This is a genomic window from uncultured Coprobacter sp., from assembly GCF_947855755.1.
Classification (GTDB): Bacteria; Bacteroidota; Bacteroidia; order Bacteroidales; family Coprobacteraceae; genus Coprobacter.
In genome coordinates this window covers 143,876-156,330 of the sequence record NZ_CANUAR010000007.1, presented here as the reverse complement: position 1 = coordinate 156,330, position 12,455 = coordinate 143,876, and the positions used below count along the sequence as shown (strand labels likewise).

At 40.4% G+C, this 12,455-nt stretch carries 10 protein-coding genes and 1 tRNA gene; 6 read left to right on the top strand and 5 right to left on the bottom strand.

Going from position 1 to position 12,455, the window contains the following annotated elements; all coding sequences use genetic code 11:
* Positions 1-39: 39 nt before the first annotated feature.
* Complete coding sequence (locus tag Q0093_RS06140) at positions 40-1,245, bottom strand: C1 family peptidase (RefSeq protein WP_297929004.1); 1,206 nt, start codon at positions 1,243-1,245, stop codon at positions 40-42.
* 152 nt (positions 1,246-1,397) lie between these two features.
* Here Q0093_RS06140 and Q0093_RS06135 point away from each other — a divergent pair, with 152 nt between their 5' ends.
* Positions 1,398-2,654: a DUF5103 domain-containing protein gene (locus Q0093_RS06135; RefSeq protein ID WP_297929002.1), complete on the top strand. Its 1,257-nt coding sequence runs from the start codon at positions 1,398-1,400 to the stop codon at positions 2,652-2,654.
* A gap of 219 nt (positions 2,655-2,873) precedes the next feature.
* On the opposite strand, the gene Q0093_RS06130 is transcribed toward Q0093_RS06135, so the two are convergent.
* On the bottom strand, positions 2,874-4,274 hold the full coding sequence (locus Q0093_RS06130) for an rRNA cytosine-C5-methyltransferase (protein ID WP_297929000.1): 1,401 nt from the start codon (positions 4,272-4,274) through the stop codon (positions 2,874-2,876).
* A gap of 115 nt (positions 4,275-4,389) precedes the next feature.
* On the opposite strand from Q0093_RS06130, the gene Q0093_RS06125 reads away from it, so the two are divergent.
* The 3 genes from Q0093_RS06125 to Q0093_RS06115 all read left to right on the top strand — a co-directional run bounded on the left by Q0093_RS06125 (position 4,390) and on the right by Q0093_RS06115 (position 6,117).
* A complete protein-coding gene (locus Q0093_RS06125) occupies positions 4,390-5,097 on the top strand; it encodes an SAM-dependent methyltransferase (RefSeq protein ID WP_297928998.1) in 708 nt (235 codons plus the stop codon).
* A gap of 72 nt (positions 5,098-5,169) precedes the next feature.
* Positions 5,170-5,973: an MBL fold metallo-hydrolase gene (locus Q0093_RS06120; RefSeq protein WP_297302694.1), complete on the top strand. Its 804-nt coding sequence runs from the start codon at positions 5,170-5,172 to the stop codon at positions 5,971-5,973.
* Between the two features lie 71 nt (positions 5,974-6,044).
* Positions 6,045-6,117, top strand: a tRNA-Lys gene (locus Q0093_RS06115).
* Between the two features lie 173 nt (positions 6,118-6,290).
* Here Q0093_RS06115 and Q0093_RS06110 read toward each other — a convergent pair.
* The gene (locus Q0093_RS06110; RefSeq protein WP_297929007.1) at positions 6,291-8,675 is read right to left on the bottom strand and encodes a glycoside hydrolase family 3 N-terminal domain-containing protein; all 2,385 of its coding nucleotides are present in this window, start codon (positions 8,673-8,675) and stop codon (positions 6,291-6,293) included.
* Between the two features lie 289 nt (positions 8,676-8,964).
* Between Q0093_RS06110 and Q0093_RS06105 the strand changes: the two genes are divergently transcribed.
* Together Q0093_RS06105 and Q0093_RS06100 are read left to right on the top strand one after the other, a co-directional pair.
* Entirely contained in the window at positions 8,965-9,471 is a 507-nt protein-coding gene (locus tag Q0093_RS06105) for an FHA domain-containing protein (protein ID WP_297928996.1), read from the top strand.
* 11 nt (positions 9,472-9,482) lie between these two features.
* Positions 9,483-10,676 carry a putative sugar nucleotidyl transferase gene (locus Q0093_RS06100; protein WP_297928994.1) on the top strand — a complete coding sequence of 398 codons (1,194 nt, stop codon included), beginning with the start codon at positions 9,483-9,485 and terminating at the stop codon, positions 10,674-10,676.
* A gap of 57 nt (positions 10,677-10,733) precedes the next feature.
* Here the strand turns inward: Q0093_RS06100 and Q0093_RS06095 are convergent, their stop codons facing one another.
* On the bottom strand, positions 10,734-11,435 hold the full coding sequence (locus tag Q0093_RS06095) for an SGNH/GDSL hydrolase family protein (protein WP_297928992.1): 702 nt from the start codon (positions 11,433-11,435) through the stop codon (positions 10,734-10,736).
* Between the two features lie 10 nt (positions 11,436-11,445).
* A complete protein-coding gene (locus Q0093_RS06090; protein WP_297928990.1) occupies positions 11,446-12,342 on the bottom strand; it encodes a Ppx/GppA family phosphatase in 897 nt (298 codons plus the stop codon).
* Positions 12,343-12,455: the final 113 nt, after the last annotated feature.

Sequence of the window (12,455 nt, the reverse complement as noted above, 5' to 3'; positions counted from 1 at the left end):
CGGGGGAAATCATCCGATTTCCCCCGCCTGCTTTATAATTTATTTTAAATTTAATTTTTTAACGATGTCTTTAGGTATGGCTTTTTTATTAACTACCATATTCATGGTTTTATAAAGGACATATGGCTCTGATGCGTAAAAGAATCCTTTATATACACCGCCATCGCCCCATGAGTTTTTTACTTTATAATAAGTCGTTCCGTTTTGATCTACTGCTTTTCCTACAATTTGCATGCCGTGGTCATCGGTCGTTTCAAACTTGTCGTATGCAACTTGACGGAGCTCTTGAGTAATTTCTTGCTCTTTTCCCGGACCTTTCTGTTTTGCTGCTTTTCTTTCCTCCGGAGATAGTGTTGTCCAGCGGGCTTTTTCTGTTCCGGCTTCACTTTCGATCTTCTTTTCTTCAGGAATTACAGCATAACCTTTGTTGTAGTTGAATCCTTTTTCACTGACATCGGCTGCCCAGAAAATAGTATATCCATTATCTATGGCGTTATTTAAAATGCGGTCGAAATCATTTAACGGAACATTGTACGATTCTCCCCATGCCCAGTTGTCAGGAACTTCTATTGCAAATGTTTCGTAGAACGGATGATGAGTGAAAGAGGTGACAGATACGTAGTCGTCCATATTCAGACCGAGAGATTCTGCAAAAGATTTGGGTGTGTATTCTTTCCCTTGATAAGTGAACTTTTCTGGAAATTTACCCAGATAAGCATCGAGAATTCCGTTAAATCCTTCTTTCCATGCTGGTGTAATTTGCGATTTGCGGTCAACGATAGTCTTAATATATGCAGAAAGTACGGCATCCAGTTCTCCGTGGTTGTGTTTTGTCGAACCGTAATTAAGTCCCGGATATGCTTCTTCAGGAACGATTCCGTACTTTTTGATAATATTCATAACATCGTGAGTTGCTCCTCCTGCACTAAAATTTCCAGTTCCGTGCATACGTACATATTTCTCTGCTTTTTCTAAATATGTCATTCTGACTATAAACATTTCTGAAAGGTCGACTTCAGGTTTACCTTGTCGCAACATTTCGCTTTCTAAAAATGCCAGACCGGAAAAACTCCAGCATGTGCCTGAGCGGCTCTGATCTTTTACAGGCGTGTATTTTGCAATCTTGGTATCGGTAAATTCGTACCCGTCGGTTTTTGCTTTTTCTTTGTCGTTTTTCGGTTCTTGTGCCCAGCTGTAAGATATAAATAGCAGACAAAGGGAAATCGATATTAAATTTTTTATCATAACATATATTGGTTTTAGGTAAGCATAATATAAGCGAGTCAAAGATAACATTTCATTTTTGTATAAGAGGTTAAAATAGGCTGATTTTTCAGGAATATTCTTTTTATCTCTCTTTTTATGACTATTTTTGTTTTATAACTTATTGTACGATTATGATGCGATTATGTCTGTTGTTATTATGTTTTTGGATGGTTGTTCCGGTTAAAGGACAAAAAAAGATATATAGAACCGAGGCTCTTGATCCGTTGATCCAGACTTTACAAGTACGTGTAGAGAATGCTCCTTTATATCCTCCGATAATTTCGTTACGAGGTGATGACCGAATTATCGTTTCTTTTGATCAGTTTGTCGATGATCCACAATATTTGAGTTATAGTGTAATTCATTGTAATGCGGATTGGACTCGTTCGAGCTTATCTGAATTGGAATATTTAGATGGTTTTAACAACCGTCCGGTAGAGTATTCAGAAATGTCTCTCAGTACATATAGGAACTATATTCATTATAAAATCGTACTGCCGAATGAATCGATGAGGTTTAAAGTTTCCGGGAATTATGTAGTAATCGTATATCCCGAAGATGAGCCCGATAGAATTCTATTGCACGCGTGTTTTTCTATTTCTTCAGATCAAGTATCAGTTCCTTGCCGTATCTTGACGAAAACGGATATCGATTATAATAAGGCTCATCAGCAAATAGAGTTTAATGTACAATATCCTCATTATGATATTCGTAGTCCGCAAACCGAATTGAAAATTTATGTTTCTCAGAATAATCGTCGTGATAATGAGGTGCTTATAACGCATCCTCTTTATGTCAAATCCAGAGAGTTGGTTTATGCCCATAATAAGGACCTTATTTTTGAAGCGGGAAATGAATACCGTCGTTTTGAAATGGTAACGACAAAATATAAAGGCATGAGAGTTTCCGAACTACGTTATTATGATCCGTATTTTAACGTGACGCTTTTCCCGGATTTCCCGAGAGCCGGAAAAAACTATCTCTATGACCAAACTCAAAATGGGCGGTTTACGATACGGGAGAGCGATGCGGTAGATAGTGACCTTGAAGCCGACTATTTTATAGTTCACTTTTCTTTGGATTATGATAAACCGTTGTCGGATGGAAATATTTATTTAGAGGGGGAGTTTACGTATGACCTATTTAATGATCGGAGTCAAATGATATATAATCCGGATACTCGCCGGTATGAAAAAACTCTGTTTTTGAAACAAGGAGCATATAATTATCAATATCTCTATTTGCCTTTCGGGCAGACGAAAGCGACACCTTCTCTCATTGAAGGGAATTATGTGGATACTAAAAATGAATATTTGATTAAGGTTTATCACCGTGTACAAGGAGAACGGTATGATCGTTTGATCGGAATAGGACGTTGTATTCTTTAGAAATGTTTTCGGTATAATAATTAGAAAATGTAGAGTCGCATGGAGTTTTAGAACTCATCTGAATTTTACTCGGGTCAGGTTTGAGATTTTCTTTCGAGGATGTTTTGTCGTTTTTACGAGGATGATAGCGGGTTATCTGACGAGAGGAAACGGGGAAAACCGGAAGAAAATGCGAAGATGACGATAGTATTATTTTTATTGGAAAATTCAGACAATCTCTTATTTGAGAGCGACCGATGATGCATGGGTAGGGGTGTATCCGCTTCGGATACGCCATTCTTGCGGATATAAATTGTTTGCCCTGTTTCCGAGATTTTTTACCCATCCTAACGGCATTCCCTCGAATGTCAGTAGAAAATAATCACGTTCATTGCTTTGCAATTGAAAAGATTCTCTACGCAAATAGGATAGAGCTGTGTTTAGGGGTAGCTCTTCTTCCGGAAAAATATTTCGGTTCAGGAATGTTGATAAAGCTAACGCATGTTCGGGAATATAATCTTTTCCTTTGGCATGAGCCAAAGGAATTCCTGCATGTATAACATTTGTCTGGGAATCGAACAAGATCAGGTCTTCTGAATATTCTGACGGGAATGCGAATATCGAATTTGCGTTAGAACTGAAGAAGAATCTTTCATTGTTTCTGATCCACGATCTGATATTATCGGGAATGGAACATACGTTTCGATTCTTGTCCTTTTTCGCTGACAGTCGATTTTGGAGCTTTTCTCTTGGAATAATATCTTCGTGCTCCGGTTTACGGAACACGGTCATGAAAAGACCTTCACCTTTAGTCACATGCGGCATAAACCGGTAGCAAGGAACAGTGCCGGTCAGTTCTTTATGAATACCCCATTCCGGATATGTTTTTACCGGTAAAGGTATAGCCCCCAATCTGTTTTGTATGTATGCGGCTATGAATTCGTTCTCATCGGTGTTGTAGGTGCAAGTGCTGTATATCAGTATACCACCGGGACGTAAAGCATCCCAGATATTATGCAGTATTTCTTTTTGACGTTCCGAACATAGTCCGACATTCGATGCAGACCACTCTTGTACAGCCGCCGGATCTTTACGAAACATGCCTTCTCCGGAACAAGGGACATCGGTGAGAATAACGTCGAAATAGTGTTTCAGTGAATTGAACGTTGCCGAGTCGTTGTTTGTGACGATACAGTACGGATTCCCCCACTTGATTATGTTCTCTGCAAGAACATGTGCACGATTACGGACTATTTCATTGCAGACGACCAGACTGCCTTCGGGCAGAGCTGATAAGGCCAATGTCGTTTTTCCACCGGGTGCGGCACATAAGTCGAGATAACGAACCGGTCGGGTTATATGCTGCCTGATGACATGATCGAGAAACATGGACGAAGCTTCTTGCACATAGTAAGCTCCGGCATGGAATCGAGGGTCGAATGTGAATGCGGGACGATCTTGCAGGTAATAACCGTTTTTACACCAAGGAACTTGCTCTTGCCCGGATAATCCGGAATTGGTTTTTAAAGGGTTTAGCCGGATACTTACCGGAGATTCTTCTCGCAGAGCTTTTTCGAAAGCCGGGTATTCGTCTTTCAATAAATCTTTTGTTCGGTCGGTAAAAGCAAGAGGTAATTCCATGTCGTGTTTCTGTTATTTGCACAAAATTACATACTTTTCGGATATAAAGAAACGGTTTTGCATTTATGATAAGTGCCGGGAAATCTTTACCTTTGTCGCAAAGAGTATTGTACCTATGCATTCAGCAGCACTTTATCTGATCCCTGTAACATTGGGAGACACGCCGGTAGATCGAGTATTGCCGGCTTATAATAATACGATAATATCCGGTATCTCTCATTTTATAGTGGAGAATATCCGTACAGCACGTCGTTTCCTAAAAAAATCGAATCCGGAAATCAATATAGATTCCTTGACATTTTATACATTGAACGGACATACACGTCCCGAAGAGGTTTCGGATTATCTGACGCCATTAGCTGCAGGTTTTTCCGTCGGAATTATTTCGGAGGCCGGATGTCCGGCAATTGCCGATCCCGGTGCGGATGTCGTGGCGATTGCCCAGCGAGCCGGATATAAGGTGGTTCCTTTAGTCGGGCCGTCATCTATCTTGATGTCGTTGATGGCTTCGGGGTTTAACGGTCAGAGTTTCGCTTTTCACGGCTATTTGCCGATAGATGCCGGAGAGCGGGCACGGGTGCTGAAAATTCTGGAACATCGTATTTATGCCGAAAATGAGACGCAGATATTCATAGAGACACCTTATCGAAACAGTCGTATTATAGATGATTTTATAAAAATATGCAATCCTCGCACTAAATTGTGTATCGCAGCGAATATTACGTGTGAAGATGAGTATATCCGTACCTTGACATTAAAGGAATGGAATAAAGAGAAACCTGATTTGGGTAAAAAGCCGTGTATATTTTTACTTTATAAATAGTCTGGCAATCCTCTTTTTTTGACGCAAAAGAATTATCTTTGTAGACTTCAAAGACAAAAAGAGAGTTTGTAGATGAATTTACGTTTTTTGAGCCTTGCCAGCGGAAGCAGCGGAAATTGTTATTATCTTGGAAATGACGAATATGGAATTCTGATCGATGCAGGTATAGGCATACGCACTATAAAGAAGCACTTAAAAGAACATAATATCCCGTTTGAAAATATTGTCGGTCTGTGTATCACTCATGACCATGCCGACCATATAAAGTCTGCAGGTTGTTTGGGTGAAAAATATTTTATTCCGGTATATACGACAAAGGAAATTCTTGCCGGAATGAATCGCAGCTATTGCATGACCGAGAAGATTTATACGGCATGTCATCCTATCTGTAAGGAAGTCCCTTTTGAGATTCGGGATTTTAAGATTACTTCGTTTGAAGTTCCTCATGACGGTACGGATAATGTCGGTTACTTTATAGAATACGGAGACCGGAAATTTGCTTTTGCTACAGATCTCGGACATATTCCTCCGGGTGTGGCACACTATCTTCGCAAAGCGAATTATTTGGTTATAGAGGCGAATTATGATATTGAGATGTTGACTCATGGAACATACCCTCCGCATTTGAAACAAAGAATCATTAACCCGAACGGTCACATGAGTAATGCCGATACGGCAGAATTTTTGGCTCGGAATTTTACGGAAGATATGCAATATATTTTTCTTTGTCATTTGAGCCGGGAAAATAATCATCCCGAATTGGCCTATAAAACAGTAGAATATCGTCTTTATCAGGAGGGAATACGTGTGGGAAAGGATGTTCAGTTAGTTGCTCTTAAAAGAAATCATCCTTCAGAATATTACAATTTCGAATAAAATTTTATTGAAAACGTTTTGTCATTTTTTTGAAAAGCATTACTTTTGCAACCGCAACCAACAAAAGAAATGACTCCGTAGCTCAGTTGGTAGAGCAAATGACTCTTAATCATTGGGTCGAGAGTTCGAGCCTCTCCGGGGTCACTGGAAACAGTCTTTAAAGTCTCTGACTTGATACTTAAAGTCCTTAGATACAGTTATCTAAGGACTTTTTTGTTTTTATCTTGTTCTTTTGAGAGTCACGAAAGAATTTTCTTTATAAAACAGTAGAGCCACTGAATTATTCGGCGGCTCTACTGTTTTATAGAGTTTGATAATCAATTATTTGCTTGTATTCCTTCTGCTACGATACGGAAATTCTTTTTCAGTTTTATATCTTCGGATGAAGCTCCGATGAGAACTTCAAATTCTCCCGGTTCTACATTCCAATTCATATTAATATCCAATATTTCGAGATCTTCGGGATGCAGAGTGAATTGTATGTTTTTCGTTTCTCCCGGTTGCAGGGAAACACGTTCGAAGCCTCGTAACAGAGATTCATAAGAGATTACACTGCTCACTTTATCTTTTATGTATAGCTGTACGATTTCATCTCCGGCTCTTTTTCCTGTGTTCGTGATATCGAACGATACCTGAATATCTCCTTTAGGGCCTTGTTTCTCGGGGGAAACTTTCAGATTGGAATATTCGAATGTCGTGTAACTGAGCCCGAATCCGAAAGGATACAAAGCTCCGTTGACCCGTGTTTTTCCGTATCCGTTCGGTCCGGCTTCGGGCTGTTTCGACTGAGAGGCCGGTTTGAAAGGGAAGTTCAATTCTATTTGTCCCAATGTTTTGGGGAATGTGACCGGAAGTTTCCCTCCCGGATTATAATCTCCGAAAAGTGTTTCTGCAATGGCAGTTCCTCCCATTTGTCCGGGAAACCAGGCTTCCAGAATTGCCGGAATATAACGGTCTGCCCAGTTGATGGTAAGCGGTTGTCCGTTGATGAGAACCAGTACGACCGGTTTTCCTGTGGCATACAACGCTTCGAGGAGTTGTTGCTGACGTCCCGGCAAATCGAGTCCCGAACGAGATTTACTTTCTCCGGTACTTTCTTCATCTTCACCGAGTACGGCAATAACAATGTCGCTTAATTTTGCTTTTTCGACGGCATTTTGTATTTCTTGCTGTTCTTCTGTCATCAGCGGAGAATGTATAATTTCGCTTTCCGGCCATTTGGCATCTTTAACCTTACAGCCTAAAGCGTAATCGACAGAAACTTTATTCCCGAGATAATTTTTGATACCTTCATATACCGTGATATTTTCCAGTTCTTGAGGTCCGTAACGGCTTACCATATAATTTTCTTCTTTGGCAAGCGGTCCGGTGATCAATATTCGGGACAGCTTGTTCTTATCGAGAGGCAATAAATTATTTTCGTTTTTTAGGAGAACCAAAGATTGACGTTGTATATCGAGCACAAAGTCTTTGTTCTTGTCTGCTCCGACGATTTTATCTGCGGCTTTAGGATCTGCGACAAAGGGTTGGTCGAAAAGTCCGAGACGGAATTTCACCCGTAAAACGTCAGCGACACGTTCGTCTATGACTTTCATCGATAATCGTCCCTCTTTTACCAATTTTCGTGCAGGCAAAATGAAAATATCCGGTGCGGCGAAAGTCGTTCTTACGTTGAGACCGGCTTCAAGAACCATTCTTACCGCTTCTTCGTAAGTCTCGGCGACATGATGCTTGTTATATACATACTCTACCGCATCGCTGTCACTGACAACATAACCGTCGAATCCGAATTCTTGACGAAGTAACTGGGTCAAGAAGTAATAACTTGCGGTAACCGGAACGCCGTCCCAGTCGTTATAACTGCTCATGACTCCCATCGGGTGGGCGTCTTGAATTACTTTTTTGAACGGATACAGATGCATTTGGTGCATTTCTCGGGGCGCGACGTGGGGGTCGGTGCGTACACTGCCGTCCCGTCCTCCTTTGGGAACGCTATATACGGCAAAGTGTTTTAGAGTTGCTGCCACACCTTGTTCCTGGATACCTTTGACCATTTGTGTTCCGAGTGTAGCGACAAGAAAGGGATCTTCTCCATAGCATTCAAGAACACGACCCCAACGGGGATCTCTGGCAAGGTCTAATATCGGCGCATATATATTGGTATATCCGAGAGCTTTGGCTTCTTTTCCTGCAATTGTTCCGGCTTTGTAAATCAAAGGTGCGTTCCATGTACTTCCTATGCCGATAGGCGCGGGTAGAGGAGTCGCTTTTGTGTGATTGAGCCCGTGTATTGTTTCGTTGGAAAAATCTACCGGAATACCCAGACGAGTCTCTTCGATAAACCATTTTTGAGTTTTGTTGATTGCTTCGGCATGTTTGCTGAAAGGGTAGATCAGGTCTTGAGCGATTTTCGCACCACGACCTACACCGTTCAATTGTTCATCGATATTGGCAATCCCGTCTTTCCAAATTTTATTTTTCCATTCCGGAGTCGGTAACGAGTCGCTCATTACCCGTTTATATCCATATAAAGTTGCCAGTTGACAGGTCTTTTCGTCCAGATTCATTTGAGACAATAAATCCTGTACTCGTTTTTCGACCGGTTGCTTAGGATCTTCGAATACATCCATTTTTCCGTTTTTGTTGAAATCGATCCAGCCGTCATGATAAATAGAACCTTTGTTCACTTTGGCAAAAGCCATTTGTCCTGCCAGAAAAACGCTCCCGGCGATTAGCATACATTTTTTCAGCATAGTGTTTTTGTCGCGTGTTTTCATAAAATTCGATTATGCGCAAGTTATTTTCTACAAAGAAAAGTATATTCTCTTAATTTTTTTATAATATCGGGTTAACGGGAATCTTAAAAACAGATTAATTCCTTTTTTATACCAATGATTCTGTTTTTGGAGGTTTTATTCTCTGAATTTAGCTATTCTGTACCTTGTATCTCTAAGAGATAACTTTTACCTTTGTCAGATAAATGCAGTAAAAATGAAAAAAGTTTTATGTCCCAAATGCGATAATGATATAACGTTTAATGAGGATCGTTATGAAAAAAATGTCTCTTTGTTTTTCGTTTGTCCTTATTGCGGAAAACAGTTCAATGTGTCGGTTGCCGATTTGACGGATGATCAGGAGATTTCTGATTGCGGTTTTATCGTCGTATTGGAAAATTCATACGGATATCGTCAAGAACTTCCTCTTTTTATGGGAGATAATATAATAGGACGCCGCTCTAAGGGAACGGAAATTCACGTTCCGATAGAGACTACGGATATAACCCTTGCACGCCAGCATTGTGTTATTAATGTAAGGAAGAACAAGTCCGGAGATTTTATATATACGTTGCGTGATTTTCCGAGTGTATCCGGGACATATTTACGGCATGAGCGTCTGGGGAAAAAGGAGCGTGTGGTTTTGGAAGACGGGGCTATAATAACGGTGGGTTCAACGACATTTATCGTGCATTTTGCAGGAGTGCAGGATAATGAAGATTAAAAACAGCATATATGCAGAACATTATTCTTTTTGATACGACGGGAATTCATCAGGAATTTCTGCCGCTGACATTTACAAGGCCGGTTTCGGATATACGTATCGGTATCTTTACGATACGGGAAAAATGGGAATCTTGGTTTCCGGGAATCTATTCTTATGACACGGCTGATTACTTGACGGTGAAATATCCGATGAATACTGCTTCGATTAGTTTGTTTATTGCCGGAAATGTATGTCCGGATGAGAAACTGGTAGCAGCTATTTCTTCTTTATCAGAGTGTGAATCTCTTTTTTACGGAGATGAACTGATTGCTTTTTACGGATCGTTGGATGCTTTCCGTAAGAAAGATTTCGGTGTAAAGCATATTTTGAATGAAGAGCCTTTTATGATTCGGAAATTGTATGATATATTTCTGAAAAACGGAGAGGCTTTAGAAATAGATTATCGACATATCGTCTCTTCCAAAAAGTCCGAACCGTTATCCGTATCGAACAAGGTTGTCGGAGATCCTTGTTTTCCCGATGGCACACCTAAAATATTTATAGAGTCGGGAGCAGTTGTCGAATGTTCGATATTGAACGTGACAAAAGGTCCGATTTATATCGGGAAAGATGCTGAAATTATGGAAGGTGTATGCATCCGTGCTCCTTTTGCGGCATGTGAGCATGTGGTCGTGAATATGGGAGCGAAGATTTACGGAGCGACGACATTAGGCCCTTATTGTAAAGTAGGAGGAGAGTTGAATAATGTGGTGATGCTTGCCTATTCAAATAAAGGACATGATGGATTTCTCGGAAATTCGGTTATCGGAGAGTGGTGCAACTTGGGAGCTGGGACAAATGCATCGAATTTAAAAAATGATTATAGCGAAATAAAACTGTGGAATTATCCCACAGGTCGTTTTTTGCGTACCGGTTTGCAATTTTGCGGGTTGATGATGGGCGATCACTCCAAAGCAGGAATCAATAGCATGTTCAATACCGCTACGGTTGTCGGAGTGGGAGTGAACATACATGGTTCTGGTTTTCCTCGAAATTTTGTGGCATCTTTTAGTGATGGCGGTGCTGCCGGCTTTTCTGATGTGCAGTTATCTAAGTTTTATTCGATTGCTGAACGGATGATGGCACGGCGAGGAAAAATACTTACCGATGTCGATAAGGATATTTTGGAGGCAATCTATAATCAGACCGAGAGTTTAAGGTAAAGATCGAGACAGCAGGGAGATTCTTCACAAAAGTTTCCCCGCTGTCTCGATCTTTGATTATTTTACGACTCTTTTGATTTCTTCTTTTACCAGTTTCTCCATGATTTTGTAACCGTCTCCGTTCGGATGTACACCGTCTTTGCTCAACTTTTCAGGAAGACCGTTCTTTTCATCTTTCATAGCAGAAAAATAATCTACATACCCGTATTTGTTTGCTTTGGCATAAGCTTCTATTTCTTTGTTTAAGGCCATAATTTTTTGAGGAGCATCTTTGATATCGAGCCGCCATTTTATTTGTGAGGCAGGAAGTACCGATGTAAGAATCACCTTGATTCCGTTTGCTTCGGCAATGGAAGCCATAGCTTTGATATTGTTGAGTGTAAATTCAGGATGATAAGCGCCAGTATTTTCAGCGACATCGTTTGTCCCGGCGTTAATGACTACTGCTTTCGGTTTGAGGGCGACAACATCTTCGTAAAAGCGCATAAGCATTTGCGGACTTGTTTGCCCGCTGATTCCACGACCGATATAATTGTTTTCAGTGAAAAATTCCGGGTGTGTGCCGACCCAACCTTCGGTTATGGAGTTACCCATAAATACCACGCGTTTTTCTTTTTTTGTGGTAGCCGGAAGTTCTTGATTTACTTTTTCATATTTCCGGATGTTTGCTTTTTCGTATAAATCTTGAGATTTAATAGAGGAGATGAACGGGAACGAAAATAAGACAGTCCCACAGACGATTAAGATTAACTTTTTCATTTTCATATTATTAATTATGTGTATTTAGATAATCAGAACAGAGTGAATAGGTAATTCCGTCGGCAATACCTATGGTAGGTACCCATATCGATTTACAGTTGAGGTGTCGTGTTATTTGTATAAATAATTCTGCGGCGGGTACGATAACGTCTGCTCTATCAGGTTTCAGATCATACTGCTTCATTCGTTCTTTTATGGGGAGTGCCTGAAGCATGTTCGATACTTGATACAAGGATTCGAGCGATAACGGTTCTCCTTTTGCCGTACCCGACAGTTTATATATTTTATTAATATTTCCGCCAGATCCTATGATAGAAATATCAGGATATTCCGATGCTAACGATCTCAGGTCGGAGTATAGTTTAAGAAGTTCTTCTTTTCTGACTTTATTGTTAAGGATGCGTACGGTTCCTATGTTATACGAACGAGAATCCTTGAGTTTACAGTCTTTGATCAGGCTTATTTCGGTACTTCCTCCTCCGACATCTACGTATAAATAATCTCCCGGACGATCTAATATATCGACGATATGACTGTCATATACGATTCTCGCTTCTTCTTTTCCGTCGATAATATCGATGTTTATTCCGGTTTGTTCAGATATGTAACGGACAACTTCCGATCCGTTCGAAGCATCCCGCATAGCGGAAGTCGCACAGGCCCTGTAACTGATGACTCTATATACTTGCATCATTTGTTTAAATGCAGCAATGAGCCGTAACAGCCGTTCGGTCTTGTCATTCGAAATTCTGCCTAATGTGAAAGCATCCTGTCCCAATCGTAAAGGGACTCTGACGATGAAAGTTTTTTTTAGTTGGTTTGCCGTCTCTCCTTTATATATTCCCTTTATAAGCAGACGCACGGCATTTGATCCTATATCGATTGCTGCAAAATTTATTTGCTCCATAAATTTTTTCGTTTTTCTTTTGCGAATATAATGAGAAAAAATTTGTTTTTATCCTGGATGATTCTGAAAATCGTCTTAGAACTTGTCTGAGTTTTTACGTAGTCTCTCCAGAA

Coding starts and splice junctions, on each gene's coding strand:
- Q0093_RS06130 (WP_297929000.1), bottom strand. CDS start 4,274: ATGGAATTACCTCTTGCTTTTACCGACCGAACAAAAGATTTATTGAAA.
- Q0093_RS06100 (WP_297928994.1), top strand. CDS start 9,483: ATGCAGAACATTATTCTTTTTGATACGACGGGAATTCATCAGGAATTT.
- Q0093_RS06120 (WP_297302694.1), top strand. CDS start 5,170: ATGAATTTACGTTTTTTGAGCCTTGCCAGCGGAAGCAGCGGAAATTGT.
- Q0093_RS06105 (WP_297928996.1), top strand. CDS start 8,965: ATGAAAAAAGTTTTATGTCCCAAATGCGATAATGATATAACGTTTAAT.
- Q0093_RS06110 (WP_297929007.1), bottom strand. CDS start 8,675: ATGGCTTTTGCCAAAGTGAACAAAGGTTCTATTTATCATGACGGCTGG.
- Q0093_RS06140 (WP_297929004.1), bottom strand. CDS start 1,245: ATGATAAAAAATTTAATATCGATTTCCCTTTGTCTGCTATTTATATCT.
- Q0093_RS06125 (WP_297928998.1), top strand. CDS start 4,390: ATGCATTCAGCAGCACTTTATCTGATCCCTGTAACATTGGGAGACACG.
- Q0093_RS06095 (WP_297928992.1), bottom strand. CDS start 11,435: ATGAAAAAGTTAATCTTAATCGTCTGTGGGACTGTCTTATTTTCGTTC.
- Q0093_RS06135 (WP_297929002.1), top strand. CDS start 1,398: ATGATGCGATTATGTCTGTTGTTATTATGTTTTTGGATGGTTGTTCCG.
- Q0093_RS06090 (WP_297928990.1), bottom strand. CDS start 12,342: ATGGAGCAAATAAATTTTGCAGCAATCGATATAGGATCAAATGCCGTG.